The sequence below is a fragment of the Hymenobacter piscis genome (genome assembly GCF_018760735.1).
GTDB lineage: Bacteria > Bacteroidota > Bacteroidia > Cytophagales > Hymenobacteraceae > Hymenobacter > Hymenobacter piscis.
This window is the reverse complement of the sequence record NZ_JAHHZN010000028.1, coordinates 1-14,046: the sequence shown is the minus strand read 5'-3', so window position 1 is coordinate 14,046 and position 14,046 is coordinate 1. Positions and strand designations below refer to the sequence as shown.

The following is a 14,046-nucleotide window of genomic DNA, read 5'->3' as shown; positions in this document are numbered from 1 at the left end:
CGCGGGACCAAGGGTAGGAGAGTCGTCAATCCTGTTACCGCAGGGAATTGAACTATGGAAAGAATTGCGGTGGAGCTGATTTCCTACTCAGCTGGATGCCCTCAGAGGTTGAGCAGTGTCCATAGGGCGAAGCAGAGAGAATAGGAAGCCATCCATTGGCGACTTCGGGGGGGCAAGCATCATAGGCTACCAGTCGTTGTTGGTGAACGTTCGGGAGGTCCTATCTGGCCTCGTAATCCTTTATCAGTTGCTTAATGGCATCTATCGAAGTGTTCTGCTCGGATACACCCATCAGATTGCAGTAGATCTTTGAAATAAGCCGGTAAATAGCATCGGATTTGGCCTTGTCGGAATAGCCCACGAACAGATGCTGCACCAGCGCTTTCAGGCGGGCTACATCGACCAGCGTGGAAGTGGTGCCGGCGGCGGGCTCCATTACCCCGGTCGTATTCTGCATTGTGGTGAGCTGGAGCAAAACCAGCTCAATGAAGCGCTTGGGATCTTTCGCATCCAGCAGCATCTCGTAGAGGTGCCGGGCTGAATCCATCATATTGAAAGTTCCCTGGCCGGCGCGGCCTTTGATGAAGCGCTCCAGGTGCTGGGCAATCGTGGCCTGATCTTCGGCCTCCGTAGTGCCCGGCCGGCGCAGGGCCCGGCGCATCTGCTGTTGCAGCTTCTCCCCATCTACCAAGGCCATATCAATCAGGGCGTACAAATCGAGCCAGGCCTCGAGCACTTCTTCTGACTGGGCATCGATACGTTCCAACTGCCGACGGGTAACGTACGGATTGGAAATAGAACTTAAATAAGATGATGCCCGGCAGCTACCGAAGACCGTCTGAATAAACAAGCGCGGGTGCGCATGGATACGGTCGACAATGCGCTTTTTCAGTTGCAGGCTCCGCGCGACGTCGGCCTGTTGGATGCAGGCAATGAGGGCCTGTTGCAGTTGCAGTCCCGCCTGCTGGGTGAAACCTGGCCGGGCGATCAGCTCGCTTACCCGGCGAGCTTCCGGAAGCCCGATGGCCGATGTGTCAGCCATGTATTCCAGGGAGTCCTTTAGCCACTGCTGCAACAACTCAGGCTCTTCCGGAGCCGAAGAATCCGGCATTCCGGGCATGCTGATAAAATCGGGGTTCAGAGCTTTTGCCGATGAACCGGTAGCGTGTTGCGACGTGGATACGTTGATCTGGTGAGATTTCATTTTCTTTGTGGTGAGTTTACCGCTCATGAAGAATTGAAATGCGGGCGCCCGGCCAGGGGCGCCCGTTTTTTTTGCCCGGTTAGGCCCGTAGCGTAGACGTCGTTACATAGGCGGTTTGTCCGGCTGCCGGGTAGTACACCAACTCGCCGACGCTATGCTCCTGGATAGCTACTTCGCAGAGGGTGGTAGGCGTAGCCGGTGTGAAAAAGCATTCTTCCACTAGGCCATCTTCCTCCAGCGCGGAGCGGAATGAAGAGTTGGTGGAGCCAGGCAGGTACAGGGAAATGCCGGTGCTGGTGCGGGCCCAACCGATGATCGGTGCCGGCGTGGTGTGCACTGGAGCAACGCTCGGGCTACCTGTCAGGGTATACACGGCCAGCTGATCACCCGGCCGTACCGTCGAGAGCGGAACCTTCTTGCCTTCCGGCGTCACAACCAGATATTGCGGAACTGCCGCCGTGCGGCTGGCCCGCTTCGGACGGGGCGCGCGCTTCGGCTTGGACGAAGCAGCCGGGGCATCATTGGTGGCGACAGACGTGGCCTTGGCAATTTTTTGAGAAGCTTTCATAAGGTGAAGAATTGAAATGTGGTTGGGTTGATTAAGCGTTAAGGCGGGGCCAGCCGCCGAGAGTTGAGAGTGATTCTAATTGCAGTTCCGCCGGTGCGATGCCGGCGCGCAGCATGGCTTCGAAAGCCAGAGGTAGGTACTTGTGCACGCCGGCTTTAGTCATCTGGGTCAGGCTGCGGCCGCGGCGCATCTGATCATCCATCCACGCCGCCGTAGCGGCTTTGGCCGGTTCCAGCTGCCGCAACAGCTCCCGCCCCGAGGTAGAGGGCGGGCAGATGCCCGCGAAAACACCTGCCTGCACGTATTCTGAGGCAGTTTTACCCGTTAGGCAGCGCATGATGTTGTTGTGATAGGCCGCCAGGCCCTTCGCCCCGGCGGGGTGCTCCAGTAGGTGCTCAGCCAGCCCGGTTTCAGCTTCTACCTGCTTGGCCCGGGTGGTCAGCCCCAGCAGGGGAAGTGCCTGCAGGGGCTGAACGTAGCCGCACAATTGGGCTTCCAGCCGCTCGAACTCGGCCAGGAACATCCGTTTTATGTGGGCGTAATTCTTACCCGAAAACCCGTTCACCAAGCTTTTGAAGCCAGTGCAGGTCATCAGGACACTGCGCCGGCGCTCATTGCACTCATCGGTATAGAAGCCTTCGCCGAAGTGGCAGCTGCGGATAGCCGGCAGCAACTTCAGTTCGTCGTAGATGCGCAGAACGTTTTCGTGTTGCTTCTCAAATGCGGCGGCTACCCGCAACGTATCCGTTGCAGCATTGCCAGCCTCGGTGGGGAACACGAGCTCTTGCATGGCCTTAGGCGCTAACAGGTTCGTCCTGATTGGCTTTCCAGCTGGCAAAACCTTCCGGATTCGTTTCCTGCGCCAGAGCCTCGACGGCAGGCCAGTACTTCGAGCCCACGGATTCGCAGAGCACAATGTTGGACAGATAAGCAGACTGTCTGCATTTCGTACGCGCAGTCAACTCGCGCAGAAACCCCTCGGGCATCAGTTCGCGGATGGTTGGGACTTTTGGTGCCATAGCGGTTTTAAGAAATGCCGTACATTGCGGCCGTTCTTTGATATTATTAATACTAATGCAAATGAACGTTCTGGAAGTCGAAAGAGCAAGATATTTCGGTCAAAAAACCAAAAACAATCTATGAACACACTTGAATTGACTGTCAATCAGCGCATTCAGCATTTGATTGATAACTTGGAAAAAGGCTCGCAGGCAGCCTTTGCGAGAAAGATTGGTGTCCGAACCGGTACCATCGGGGACATCTTAGGCAAGCGCCAAAGTAAACCTGGCTATGAAATTCTAGCCAAAATCGTGGCTGCTTATCCGGAACTGCGTGCAGATTGGCTGCTGGGAGGAGATGGTGATATGCTGAAAAGGGATCCGAACATGATGATGGAACCGGTCCCGGCACCGACTATTACCTTCAGTCAGGCGGATGTAGACGCCCGGTTTATGGAAGAGGTACAGCGCCTGCGATATGAGGGTGCCTTCAACACTTATTCCGAGCTGGCCACTGTATTACAGGCCCACCGCAGTATCATTTCGGAGATACAGTCCGGGCGGTACCACTGCACGCTTAAACTAGTCTATATGCTTGATGCGCACTATGAGATAGATCTACTCTATATTATTCGGGGAGATGGCAGCAAAGACCGCCCGCAAATGCCGAAGCCGCAGGTAGCAGTGGGCCGCCCAGCGGCAAGACCTGCTCCTGCTATGGCTTCTATTACACAAACACTCAAGCAGGCCCGCAACGCCCAGCTCCGGCGCCAGCGTATCGAGCGCACGAAAGACGAGCCGGTATGGCGGCAGATGCTCTACACCTTCATCGGTGATGTTTACCATCCGGAAGTAAAATCGGATAGCTACCTGCGTGGCCTGGCCCTGCAGTTGCTCCCCTTGTTTGAGCGTGACAACGGCCCCGTTGAAGATCAGGAAGATTATTTGGCCATGATCCAGCGCGAAGCCCGCGCGTACGCCGCCACGTTGCCAGAGGAAAGCATCCTGCTGCCCAATACGAATACCAACTCCGACACCACCAAATAGCTCTGCCTATGCCATTGCCAGCCCACCCGATGCGGTAGGGCGCCCGAGTTAAACAAAGCCCTCAGTGGCTCGCGTTATTTTTTCAAGGCTCGCTGGAGCAGCCGGTGCACCGATATCCGGAAGAACTCTTTGCCCCGGCGGGTACGGTAGCCGGACTCGTTGAGTTCCTGGGCAATCTGCTCATTGTTGAAGCCCTGCGCGTGGAGCAGCGAGGCCAGCCGGGCCGCCTGCCGGTTTTGCTGGTTGTCCTGCGCGTTGGCCTGGCGTACCTGGCGGCCCTTCTCAATAGCGGCGGCCGTCAGGTTGGCCGGCGTGCCGAGTTGGGCGCCGCGGGCCTTCTTGGCGGCCAGGGCCTCGCGGGTGCGGCGGGAACCGGTTTCCCGCTCGTGCTGGGCGATGATGGCAAACATGCCCACGGTAAGCGTGTTGGCGTCGGGAATGTCGCAGCAGACGAAGTCCACCCCACTGTCGCGCAGGGTCAGCACGAAGGCCGCATTGCGCGAAAGCCGGTCAAGCTTAGCAATGAGCAGGGTCGCGCCCTGCCGGCGGGCCGAGTCGATGGCGGCCAGCAGCTGGGGCCGGTGATTCTTCCGGCCGCTTTCTATCTCGATAAACTCAGGGAGCAACTGGCCCGGCTGGGGAGCGAAGGCATGCACGGCGGCGCGCTGGGCTTCCAGACCGAGGCCGGATTGGCCCTGCCGCTGGGTGGATACCCGGTAGTAGGGCACATACTGAAGAGGAGGCATAAAACAGGCAAGTAGCAAGTGGGGGCGACAAGATAGGGCCCCGGGAACATTTTATAAACGAGCGTTTATAAAATGTTCCCAAGGCCCGTTTGTGCCCGTCGGCCCTTTACTTGCGCGTCCAGTTCACCCCGCATTATACCATCGCCAGGAAACTATTTTTGATAAGCTACTCGCACCCCCTCCTGTACTCCTTATGATCGTCTTTTTTTCGTCTATTACTTGATCACTCTTTTTGATAAGTGGGCTTAGCGTGTAAATCCCCTTTTGGGAAGAAGAACACCTTCTATCGTTTACTCAATCATAACAACTAGTTTTACAACTAAATTAACAACCCAAGGCAGTTCAACCACGACAACATGATCTACACGGTAGGCGGCATTAAGGGAGGCAGTGGTAAGACCACTATCGCAACGAATCTGACGATCTACCTGCTCCAGCAAGGCCGCGACGTCATCCTCATTGATGCCGACGATCAGGAGTCGGCTACGGACTTCACGTCCTTTCGTCACCAGTCGCTTGATGGCGACCTGGGCTACACCGCCGTTAAAGTAACGGGCCGCGAGCTCAACGCCCAGGTGCAGCGCCTGGCCACCAAGTGCGACGACATTGTCATTGATACCGGTGGGCGTGATACGGTCAGCCAGCGGTCGGCCCTGACGATCTCCCATGTATACCTGGTTCCGTTCGCTCCCCGCTCGCTCGACATCTGGACGCTACGCAAAGTGGAGAACCTCATTGCCGAGGTGGCGCCTTTCAACCCGGGTCTCCGTTCGCTCACCTTCATCAATAAGGCCGATGCCCGTGGTACGTACAAGGAGGAGGCGGCCGAACTGTTGCGGGGTTCCGAGTACCTGCAGTTTCTGGAGACATCAGTAGGCAACCGTATTTCCTTTGCCAATGCTGCCGCTGTCGGTCTAGGTGTGCTGGAAATAAAGCCGGCTGATGAAAAAGCCGTTACTGAAGTTAACGAGCTGTGTGCAAGCGTACAGGCTGCTGTTTCGACAACCAAGTAGAATTCTGAAATCACAACCTGTTTTACAACTGAATAAGCTTGTGTAAATAGGTGTTGTACCACAACATTACACGTACCCTATGGCCACCAAGAAACCGAAGCTCGGCCTCCCTCCTACGCCTCCAGCCTCCCTGTCCAATGCGGCCATGCAGGAGATGATCAATAAAGGCGGCTCCGTGCTGGAGTCACCGGTAGCAGCCGCTGCCAAGATCACACCCGAGGAGGATAAACTCAAATCCTTTACGTTCAAAATCTACGAAAGCGAACTGGCCCAGATACGTGCCATTCAGGACACGCTACCAAAGCGGGACCGTATTTCCATTCACGACTTTGTCCTGGCCGCCGTGAAAGAGAAGATTGGGAAAATGACAAAAAAGAGCAACTCGAAGTAGTTGGTGCTTTAGTTGTAAAACCGATTGCAGATGCTACGCCTTTCACAACCCGTAATATCAGTCTTTAAAGGGTGTTTATGGCAACTTATAGAAGAACTAATAAGAGTTGTTGTTTTAGTTGTAAACTAAGTGCTCAACAACTGATGGTTCAGCGACTTGATGTGTTGAGTCGTCATGAATACACGGAATACTTCTAAGTCATCCGTCTGGCGGCTGCTTTCCAGCGCAGCGAAGTACTCCTTCTTATCTTCCCGGAACACAACGGTGAGGGGTTGCTTGAAGTAGTGCTGAATGAAGTTCATCAACAGCCGGGACGTGCGGCCATTGCCGTCGTTGAACGGATGGATACTTACCAGTTGCTGGTGCGCATCAAAGGCGATGTGCAGCTGATCCTGTAATGTTGTGGCTGTAGCCATACGCTGCCGGAGTTGCCGGATAAGCTGCTCAACCAGTGTCGGGACCTTCTGGGCGTTCGGAAACGAACTGGCCCCCATGATGGATACTTTATCGACGCGGAAGTCACCGCGGGCGGCATCGGTACTGCCCAAGATGCTGTAGGTCCGCAATCCGGTGGTCCGCATCACGGCGCCGGCCAGCTCCTGCAACAACTGCGCGGAGACGGGCCGTTTCTCATCGGCCCACTGCAGGGCCATATCCAACGCTTGGGCATGGTCGGCCAGCATGTCGTAGCCGTCCCACGGAAGCGTCGGGTCGATGACTGCTTCCTCGCGTACTAGGAAATCCAAGGCCGACTGCACCGTTACCCGTGAGCCCTCAATCATCGTCGAGTGAGCCGACACCAGCACGTGGTTCAACTGCTGACGTGATAGCCTGTCTGCCTCAGGTAGCTGTTGCACCAAGGCAGTCAGACGCTCAATCTCCTCCCACTCGCTCATGCCGCCATGGCTTGGCGCAGCCGGTCAACGTCGACGGTAGCCAGTGCGACCGGGTACTCCAGCCCTGAGACGTGGACGACTTGGTGCGCCCAGGCGGCCAAATCGTGTGCGTAGATGATGGGGCGGTCAGCAGCATCGTGGTACACCGTCTTGCCCTGCATGAAGGCCTCTACGCTGGCGCGTAGCGGTGTAGGCACTTCCTCCAGGGCCTTGTCCCGTGGGTCAGTCAGTAAGTGCGTCAGGTAGGCTCTGAGCGCGCGATAGGCTTCTTGGTTATGAGTGGTCATGGCAGGGTAGGGGAGAGGGGCCCAGACTAAGCATTTTTGGCCGGCGATTTGAGCCCGAGCACCGTTAGCAGCAAGCCGCCCGGGTTCTTGTCGGCTTTGATCTTATCGGTCTTGAGGCGGTACATAAACTTAAACAGCTCATCTACGAGTTTCTCATCCCCGATGATCTGCGCAACCAGCTTCGGGTCTTTGATGCTGAGCGACTCCAGATGCCGGCGAGCCATCAGAATCTTGGCCTGCTCAGGGGACTCATCGAATGGAATTGGTAGCTGCCTGGGTTGCTGCTTAGTCACGTAGAAGCGCACGGCGTGGAAAGAGCGACCCTGCTTAAGCAGGGTGTAGCCGATCTTGAGTTCCGTGTTTTCGTTGATCTGGCGCACGGCAATGTCGAGTACCTTGGCCTTCAGATCACTAATGCGCTGAAACTGCTCCGGCTCTTTCCCCTTCGGATCCTTGAGTTTGAGCATGTGCTTGAACTCGTCCAGATCGTAGGTCTTCGTTTCTCCGATGTCCTTCCATTGCGACGCCATCTGGTAGATACGCTTGGCATATTTGCTCGATATCTTCAGAGCTGAGAATAGCTGAAAGGAGGTAAAGTTGTTCTTCAACTCGAACAGGTACGGACGAATATCTTCCGAGAGGCGGATACGCAGGTAGCCCTGGCCCTTGACATACTCTACCTTCTGAAACATCCACAGCTGCACGTACGAGTGGTCGTTCTCCACCTCGAACATGCGCGAGCCCATGGATTCGGTTGCTTCCTTCAGTTGCTTGTAGTGCCATTCCCGCCCAGTCATGGCTACCACCTCATTCATGTGGATCTGGTACTCCTGATTGGGCTTGTCTTCCCGACGTAACTTGGAGAGCAGAAAGAACAGCAGATCTAGCTGGCAGGCCGTGTAATCGTAGCGGGCCGTAGTGATGGCATTATGCTGCCTGACTTCCAGTGATTCAGATGCTTCCATAGGGGAATGGGATAGAACACAAATATAGAAAAGCGACGAAAAACTACAACTGTTTTCACAGGACGTTTTTAACTGATAAAAAGTCGTTTTTACACCCTAAGCTGACTGATAAAAAGTCGTTTTTAACTGATAAAAAGTCGTAGTTCGCTGATAAAAAGTCGTTTTTAACTGATAAAAAGTCGTTTTTAAAGCGCATATCTAGCAGTATATCAATAAGTTGTGAGTCCTGCAAATAGACAAATACCTAAAAATACACAAGTTGTTGATACACACGCGAGCCCCGAACAATAGCTTTTAAGGTGTGAGTATATAACTTGAAATGGTGAGGGAAAAGCAGCAAAACGGAAAGCACAAAGAAGTTCAAAACCGGGTTAAGTGATTGTACTATTTTAATACTCAATTATACTTTATCTGTTCCTGCTGTTAGTAAAAGTCTCGCTTCATGTACTGTCTGTGCATGACCATAGTTATCACACTCATCCGTTTGAGAATCCCGACAAGACGTAAAAACGACTTTTTATCAGTCAGCACAGACTAATTGATATCCTGTGATGGGGCCATAGTACCGAGGCACCTATTCAACATGATATGACTGATGAAAAGTCGTTTTTCAATTTAGCCTTTCCTACTCCAACTAACAGGCCTTCTTATAGCAGCGGGGGGGGCAAAATTACGTTAAGCCTTCCCTAGCCTTTTGCAGACGTAGCTGCAAGTCACGGATTACCGAAATCACCGTTAAAGTGAACACCATATGCGGAATGATAAAGCCGTTTTGATAAGCTTCATTTTGCCTGAGTAGCTGCGAACTGAAACCCTTGTAATTTAGCAGGATGAAGTTATTTTCACTGGCAGCCGCTGGCCTGCTGGCTTTCGCCGGCTGCGCCGGCAAGGAGTCCGTCCAGCCCACCACGCCAGCGACCAACATCAGCCCGCTACCGGCCCTGGCAGCTGGCGATGCTGTGCTCTACGAAGTGTTTATCGCCAATTTCAGCGCCGCGGGCACCCTGGATGGGATGCTACCCAGGCTCGATTCTATCCGGCGGGTGGGGGGCAACGTGGTGTGGCTCATGCCGCCTTATCCCACCCGGGGCTCGCCCTATGCGGTCGACGACTATCGCCGCATTAACCCCGAATTCGGCAACCTGGCCGCCTTTGATGCCTTGGTGGCTGCCGCTCACGCCCGGGGCCTGCGTGTGATGCTGGACTGGGTAGCCAACCACACCTCGTTTCATCACCCGTGGATTCAGACCCACCCCGACTGGTACACCCGCGACGCCACCGGCCGCATTGTGCACCCCACCCCCCAGTGGACCGACGTGGCCGACCTGGACTACAACCAGGCTGGGCTGCGGCAGGAAATGATTGAATCCATGAAGTTCTGGGTGACGCAGCACGGCGTTGACGGCTTTCGCTGCGATGCGGCGGACCTGTTGCCCGACGACTTCTGGCGCCAGGCCCTGCTCGAGCTACGCCAGGCCAACCCCAACTTGCTGCTGCTGGCCGAAGGCAGCCGGGCCAGTCACTACGCGTCCGGCTTCGACATGGCCTTTGGCTGGGACTTCCACACCGCGCTGCACCACGTGTTCGTGCGTCGGGAACCGGCCAGCCGCCTGATAGCCGCTCACCGGCAGGAGATGAAGGGGCTGGCTACTGGACGCACCCGCCTGCGTTTCACCACCAACCACGACGAAGTGCAAGCGGGCATACCGGCCGTGCGATTTGGCAGCGAAGCGGCAGCGCGAGCGGCGTACGTGGCTACGGTGGCGTTCGGGGCGACGCCGCTGCTCTATAACGGCCAGGAAGCAGGCGACCCGGCCCGGATGAATGCCCAGCGTACCCCCATCCGCTGGGGCCTCGATCCGACGGCGGGGCTTTTTTATCGCGGGCTGCTGAACGTATACCAGCGGCTGCCGGCCCTGCGCCGGGGCAGCGTGGAAGACCTCTCGGCCAGCACAGATGTCCTGCTGGTGCACCGCCGCCTGGGCACCGAGGAAGTGCTCGTACTGGTTAATGTCCGGGGCACCCCCACGACCGTGGCCCTGCCCATGGCCGTGCAAGGCGCGACTTGGACGAATGCGCTGACCGCTGCGCCGGTAGCTGTCAGTACTTTGCTCACCCTGCCGGCCTATGGCTACGCCCTATGGCAGCGCTAGCGATGGATAACACCCTCATTTCACCAAGCGAAGCGCGTTTATCTTGCCACCGTTTCCCTGAACGAGCCCAACTCAAACGACTTTGGCGAAAATCAAAAAAAAATCCCGCAAGACCTCTATCGACTTTTCGGGCTGGTTTGGCTTGGTCGTTATCGTGCTGACGCTTGGCTATTTCCTTCGCACCTGTGTCCAAGGGCACCGGATAACACAGGCATTTGAAAGGAAAACGGCCACCATCAAGGCAGTAGGGATTGATAAGAAAAACTTCTTCGGCAATAGCCCCGTCTCGCAGCAGTTTTCCTATTCCTATCGATTCCAGCTACAGGGTAAGTGGTTTGAAGGAAATTCCCGAGACCCGGCCCTGCGAGTAGGCGATAGCATCCTCGTCGATTATGTAGTCGATGCCCCAGAGTATAACCGCCCCCACGAAACAGAATGACTGGCCGGAGCAGCTAGGAATACGCTCCTTTCCGTGAACGACCAGCAGCAGTTCAGCATCAGGTGCTAGAGACCTACTGCATGGTCGAGAGAGTTTAAGGAACCCGTCTACGATTCAACGTTTACGAAACGCGAAAACGAGATGAGTTTCGTAAACTCAAACCCATGTGCTTTTCTGGGCCTGGGCGAACAGGATTTTGAGAGCCGCATGACCGCAAAGGCTGGGGAAGGCTTAACGCAATTTTGCCCCCCCGCTGCTATAAGAAGGCCTAACAGATAGTGAGAAGTATTACTATAGTTCGTTGGTATGCTGGATTCTTTGTTGACTGTTAATACTAGCCATTTGAATTTTACGAAGACCACTAAGTAACCGGTGATTCTGATGACACTGCTGTCACATTATACATAGTCGGGGAAGATAATTGGTATCCTTGCTCGTCGGAGCAGGGGAGGTATACCCATGGCGCCACAACTAAGCATAAGTGTTGAATATAAAAAATCCAACATACTCAAGCTGTCCAATGCCCTACTGACGATACGATCATCCCACAATAAAATCCCTCTGCTGGACCGTTGATCATGACTAGAGAGCGGGACGGTACCTTGCATATAAATCGTAAACCGAGAGCCATCATAGCTAGAGAATATACACTTCCTTCGGAAGGGCATAGCAATAAAGCAAGCGAGTAAACCGTTAACATAGTCGCAACGATTTCCGTTGAATGTATAACCCACTACACATTAGTTTAAGAGGGAGGACATCTTCACATACCACTTATCTTATCTATTCGCTCATGGCATTTGCTATCATCCGCGTCACTAAAATTGCCAGCCGGGAGCAGGCGCAGAGCGCGGCCCATCATAATTACCGGACCCAGGATACGCCCAATGCCGACCCGGCTTTGCGCCATCTCAACCAGGAACTGATCAATCACGAGCAGCGCAGCTACTGGGACCTAGCCACGGAGCGCATCGCCGAGCTGCAGCTGCCGCGCTTGCGCAAGGATGCGGTTCGGGTCGTGGAAGTCTTACTCACGGCCAGCGAAGAGAAGTTTCCCAAGGATGCGGTAACCGGCCAGCGGGCCGACATCCGGGGCTCACAATGGGTGAAGGATAATCTGGACTTTTTACAGAAGCGCTATGGGGTCCGGAACGTGATCGGCTGCATGCTGCACCAGGACGAAAGCACTCCTCATCTACACGCCATGGTCGTCCCTATCACCCAACAGCAGCGCCTGCACAAGGGTGAACGGGTAGGGGCGGTTGAGCGACTGTCAGCCCGGGATTTGTTCAGTCCCGTCGCCCTACGGCAGCTGCAAACCGACTACGCCCAGGCCATGGCGCCCTACGGACTCAAGCGGGGCGTGATGTACAGCACCGCCATCCACGAGGATGTGCGTCGCTATTATGGGGCCCAGAAAACCAGCCAACAGGAACTGGCCGAGTTAACCAAGCCGCTGGTGCACGTTCCCTTTCAACTACCGGCCATGAAGGCGCTGGAGCGAATCAGCCCGCAGGCGTATCTGGAACGGGAGCAGGCCCGGCTGAACGAACACGCCGCCGGGCAGGTGGCCGCCGTCAATGCCAAGCTGGCGCAGGTCTCGACCATTGCCACGGCCAATACGCTGGCACAGGAACGGGTTCGCATTCTGGAAAAGCAGCTGGCCACCAGCAAGGAGCACGAGCAGCGAGTGGCAGCTCAGTTGGCCCAAAAAACGCAAGCCCTGGCGGAAAAGGAGAAGGCTTTATCCAACGTGCAGGGACAGTACCACCGCCTGATTGTCCGGACACTGCAGGGGGAGGGCTTAAACGCGAATCAGACGGAGTTTGGCAGCAAGCAACAAGCCCGCAGCCTGCAACGGGCGGAGCATCTGATCACTACCGCGTTGCGGGGCCCGGTAACGGATCCGAAGCAGGTAAGAGAGATGCTGGAACAGCACGGCTTTAAACTCGTTAGGAATAAGGAGGATAAACTCATTCTGCGGGAGTCGGAAACTGCCGTGCAGCTTATGGTAGTCTCCTTGCGAATCAATGGCCAGCCGCTGAAGGAACAAATGAAGCAGGCCGTCGAACGCACCAAGCAGGAGCAGCTGCAAGAGCAATTGCAGCAAAAGAGACTGGAGGTCGCGCGCCACCCGCACGCAATGCACGCCACCATTACGGTGCATGCGGATAAAGCAGCACGTGTGGAAGCTGCGGTGGAGAAGGCCGGCGCCAGTGTCTGGAAGGCCGCGGTATTACCTGATAAGCGTACGGTTTTAAGCGTGAGCTACGTCTTTAATTGGACCACGGTGGAAAGCATCAATACCGTATTTCGCCAAGCGCGGCAAACGGAAGGTATAGAGGTACAGGAGGATTATGCGCACCGCAACAGGCGCGAGGGTGCGGTGCGCATGATTGAACGGGAACGGGAGCCAAAGGGAATGGATCGGGGAATGTCCATGTGAGCCACAGCCAGTTCCTCCGAGGCAAACGCGAACCTGATCAATGTCTCGATTTAGTAGGCTTGCTGGCCGCGCCGTACCTTTGCGCCTTCTATGAAGCACATCGTTTATTTGAGTCAGGCCGTTCAGCCCCTCTCAGACCAGCAACTGGAAGTCTTGCTCACCCAATGCCAGCAGGATAATGCCCGGACCGGCATCACCGGCATCCTGTTTTACAGTCACGGTCATATTGCTCAGCTTTTTGAGGGCGAGCCGGCGGTGGTTGACGCCCTTTTTGAACGGATTGCCCGCGACGGCCGCCACTCCCACGTGCAGAAGCTGGTGGAGCGGCCCATTACCGCGCGCAGCTTTGCCAATTGGGCCATGGCCTTTCATCCCTTGCAGTTGGCCGCGTTTAATGCGTTGCAGGCGTTTCTTTCCCCTTCCCACCTGCCGCCGGTTCCCGCCACGCTCTCCATTGCCGACGCTACGCTGCTGGAACTCGTGCGCCTAGCGGTCCTCGGAACTCCTGCCTCCCATAATTACCTACAGGCCTTTACCCCCAGTGACTCCACTGATACGCCTACGTAGTACCGCAACCCGGGTGGGAGGATGGTTGCACCGGGCAATCAACGGGTAGTTGCCAACTTCTGGTTGTGACTACCCGTTTTAACGGCCCTGTTCCCTCCAGAGAGCTTGTTCAACGGTTGAAACAGGGGCGGGCCTGCTTTACCGTCGGAACAGGTACGCTGTTGTATTTTCTGTTTGTCATTGCCCCGCCTTTCTCCGAGCGGGTAGTAGCTGTGGTTGTATGCTTCCTTTCGAGCAACTTTTTCGTCGGCTCCCGGCCGGAGTAGCCACCCTGGAAGGGCCCGAGTTGCGCTACGGCTTCGTGAATGAGGCCATGCAGGCACTCG

General features: G+C 55.6%; 15 protein-coding genes. 7 read left to right on the top strand and 8 right to left on the bottom strand.

Annotated features, from left to right (window positions below; all coding sequences use genetic code 11):
* Window positions 1-220 precede the first annotated feature (220 nt).
* The 4 genes from KLP40_RS19330 to KLP40_RS19315 are packed head-to-tail and all read right to left on the bottom strand — an operon-like array spanning window position 221 to window position 2,791.
* A complete protein-coding gene (locus tag KLP40_RS19330) occupies window positions 221-1,231 on the bottom strand; it encodes a hypothetical protein (protein ID WP_215595483.1) in 1,011 nt (336 codons plus the stop codon).
* 52 nt (window positions 1,232-1,283) lie between these two features.
* Entirely contained in the window at window positions 1,284-1,772 is a 489-nt protein-coding gene (locus KLP40_RS19325; protein WP_215595482.1) for a hypothetical protein, read from the bottom strand.
* Window positions 1,773-1,803: 31 nt separating this feature from the next.
* Window positions 1,804-2,562: a Rha family transcriptional regulator gene (locus KLP40_RS19320; protein WP_215595481.1), complete on the bottom strand. Its 759-nt coding sequence runs from the start codon at window positions 2,560-2,562 to the stop codon at window positions 1,804-1,806.
* A gap of 4 nt (window positions 2,563-2,566) precedes the next feature.
* Window positions 2,567-2,791: a hypothetical protein gene (locus KLP40_RS19315; protein ID WP_215595480.1), complete on the bottom strand. Its 225-nt coding sequence runs from the start codon at window positions 2,789-2,791 to the stop codon at window positions 2,567-2,569.
* 120 nt (window positions 2,792-2,911) lie between these two features.
* Here KLP40_RS19315 and KLP40_RS19310 point away from each other — a divergent pair, with 120 nt between their 5' ends.
* Window positions 2,912-3,817, top strand: coding sequence for a helix-turn-helix domain-containing protein (locus KLP40_RS19310; RefSeq protein ID WP_215595479.1), 906 nt, complete (start codon window positions 2,912-2,914; stop codon window positions 3,815-3,817).
* Window positions 3,818-3,891: 74 nt separating this feature from the next.
* Here KLP40_RS19310 and KLP40_RS19305 read toward each other — a convergent pair whose 3' ends face one another.
* Window positions 3,892-4,563 carry a recombinase family protein gene (locus KLP40_RS19305; protein WP_215595478.1) on the bottom strand — a complete coding sequence of 224 codons (672 nt, stop codon included), beginning with the start codon at window positions 4,561-4,563 and terminating at the stop codon, window positions 3,892-3,894.
* A gap of 356 nt (window positions 4,564-4,919) precedes the next feature.
* On the opposite strand from KLP40_RS19305, the gene KLP40_RS19300 reads away from it, so the two are divergent.
* A complete protein-coding gene (locus tag KLP40_RS19300) occupies window positions 4,920-5,576 on the top strand; it encodes an AAA family ATPase (RefSeq protein ID WP_215595477.1) in 657 nt (218 codons plus the stop codon).
* A gap of 79 nt (window positions 5,577-5,655) precedes the next feature.
* A complete protein-coding gene (locus tag KLP40_RS19295) occupies window positions 5,656-5,967 on the top strand; it encodes a hypothetical protein (protein ID WP_215595476.1) in 312 nt (103 codons plus the stop codon).
* A 125-nt stretch (window positions 5,968-6,092) separates the two neighbouring features.
* On the opposite strand, the gene KLP40_RS19290 is transcribed toward KLP40_RS19295, so the two are convergent.
* From KLP40_RS19290 to KLP40_RS19280, 3 genes are read right to left on the bottom strand one after another with little or no spacing between them, the layout of a single operon-like run.
* Window positions 6,093-6,863 (bottom strand): Fic family protein, encoded by a 771-nt coding sequence (locus tag KLP40_RS19290; protein ID WP_215595475.1) that lies wholly within the window; start codon window positions 6,861-6,863, stop codon window positions 6,093-6,095.
* Window positions 6,860-7,150, bottom strand: coding sequence for a hypothetical protein (locus KLP40_RS19285; RefSeq protein ID WP_215595474.1), 291 nt, complete (start codon window positions 7,148-7,150; stop codon window positions 6,860-6,862). The genes KLP40_RS19290 and KLP40_RS19285 overlap by 4 nt, the downstream gene beginning before the upstream one ends.
* Before the next feature lie 26 nt (window positions 7,151-7,176).
* The gene (locus tag KLP40_RS19280; RefSeq protein WP_215595473.1) at window positions 7,177-8,115 is read right to left on the bottom strand and encodes a replication initiation protein; all 939 of its coding nucleotides are present in this window, start codon (window positions 8,113-8,115) and stop codon (window positions 7,177-7,179) included.
* An 830-nt stretch (window positions 8,116-8,945) separates the two neighbouring features.
* Here KLP40_RS19280 and KLP40_RS19275 point away from each other — a divergent pair.
* From KLP40_RS19275 to KLP40_RS19260, 4 genes are all read left to right on the top strand, one after another.
* On the top strand, window positions 8,946-10,268 hold the full coding sequence (locus KLP40_RS19275; RefSeq protein WP_215595472.1) for an alpha-amylase family glycosyl hydrolase: 1,323 nt from the start codon (window positions 8,946-8,948) through the stop codon (window positions 10,266-10,268).
* An 82-nt stretch (window positions 10,269-10,350) separates the two neighbouring features.
* Window positions 10,351-10,707 carry a hypothetical protein gene (locus tag KLP40_RS19270; RefSeq protein ID WP_215595471.1) on the top strand — a complete coding sequence of 119 codons (357 nt, stop codon included), beginning with the start codon at window positions 10,351-10,353 and terminating at the stop codon, window positions 10,705-10,707.
* Between the two features lie 793 nt (window positions 10,708-11,500).
* Complete coding sequence (gene mobV / locus KLP40_RS19265; protein ID WP_215595470.1) at window positions 11,501-13,153, top strand: MobV family relaxase; 1,653 nt, start codon at window positions 11,501-11,503, stop codon at window positions 13,151-13,153.
* 90 nt (window positions 13,154-13,243) lie between these two features.
* Entirely contained in the window at window positions 13,244-13,720 is a 477-nt protein-coding gene (locus tag KLP40_RS19260; RefSeq protein WP_215595469.1) for a BLUF domain-containing protein, read from the top strand.
* Window positions 13,721-14,046 lie beyond the last annotated feature (326 nt).

Excerpts from the sequence above, each read along its gene's own strand:
- KLP40_RS19320 (WP_215595481.1), bottom strand. The coding sequence starts at position 2,562 with ATGCAAGAGCTCGTGTTCCCCACCGAGGCTGGCAATGCTGCAACGGAT.
- mobV (WP_215595470.1), top strand. The coding sequence starts at position 11,501 with ATGGCATTTGCTATCATCCGCGTCACTAAAATTGCCAGCCGGGAGCAG.
- KLP40_RS19295 (WP_215595476.1), top strand. The coding sequence starts at position 5,656 with ATGGCCACCAAGAAACCGAAGCTCGGCCTCCCTCCTACGCCTCCAGCC.
- KLP40_RS19285 (WP_215595474.1), bottom strand. The coding sequence starts at position 7,150 with ATGACCACTCATAACCAAGAAGCCTATCGCGCGCTCAGAGCCTACCTG.
- KLP40_RS19305 (WP_215595478.1), bottom strand. The coding sequence starts at position 4,563 with ATGCCTCCTCTTCAGTATGTGCCCTACTACCGGGTATCCACCCAGCGG.
- KLP40_RS19325 (WP_215595482.1), bottom strand. The coding sequence starts at position 1,772 with ATGAAAGCTTCTCAAAAAATTGCCAAGGCCACGTCTGTCGCCACCAAT.
- KLP40_RS19300 (WP_215595477.1), top strand. The coding sequence starts at position 4,920 with ATGATCTACACGGTAGGCGGCATTAAGGGAGGCAGTGGTAAGACCACT.
- KLP40_RS19290 (WP_215595475.1), bottom strand. The coding sequence starts at position 6,863 with ATGAGCGAGTGGGAGGAGATTGAGCGTCTGACTGCCTTGGTGCAACAG.
- KLP40_RS19275 (WP_215595472.1), top strand. The coding sequence starts at position 8,946 with ATGAAGTTATTTTCACTGGCAGCCGCTGGCCTGCTGGCTTTCGCCGGC.
- KLP40_RS19280 (WP_215595473.1), bottom strand. The coding sequence starts at position 8,115 with ATGGAAGCATCTGAATCACTGGAAGTCAGGCAGCATAATGCCATCACT.
- KLP40_RS19260 (WP_215595469.1), top strand. The coding sequence starts at position 13,244 with ATGAAGCACATCGTTTATTTGAGTCAGGCCGTTCAGCCCCTCTCAGAC.
- KLP40_RS19315 (WP_215595480.1), bottom strand. The coding sequence starts at position 2,791 with ATGGCACCAAAAGTCCCAACCATCCGCGAACTGATGCCCGAGGGGTTT.
- KLP40_RS19310 (WP_215595479.1), top strand. The coding sequence starts at position 2,912 with ATGAACACACTTGAATTGACTGTCAATCAGCGCATTCAGCATTTGATT.
- KLP40_RS19330 (WP_215595483.1), bottom strand. The coding sequence starts at position 1,231 with ATGAGCGGTAAACTCACCACAAAGAAAATGAAATCTCACCAGATCAAC.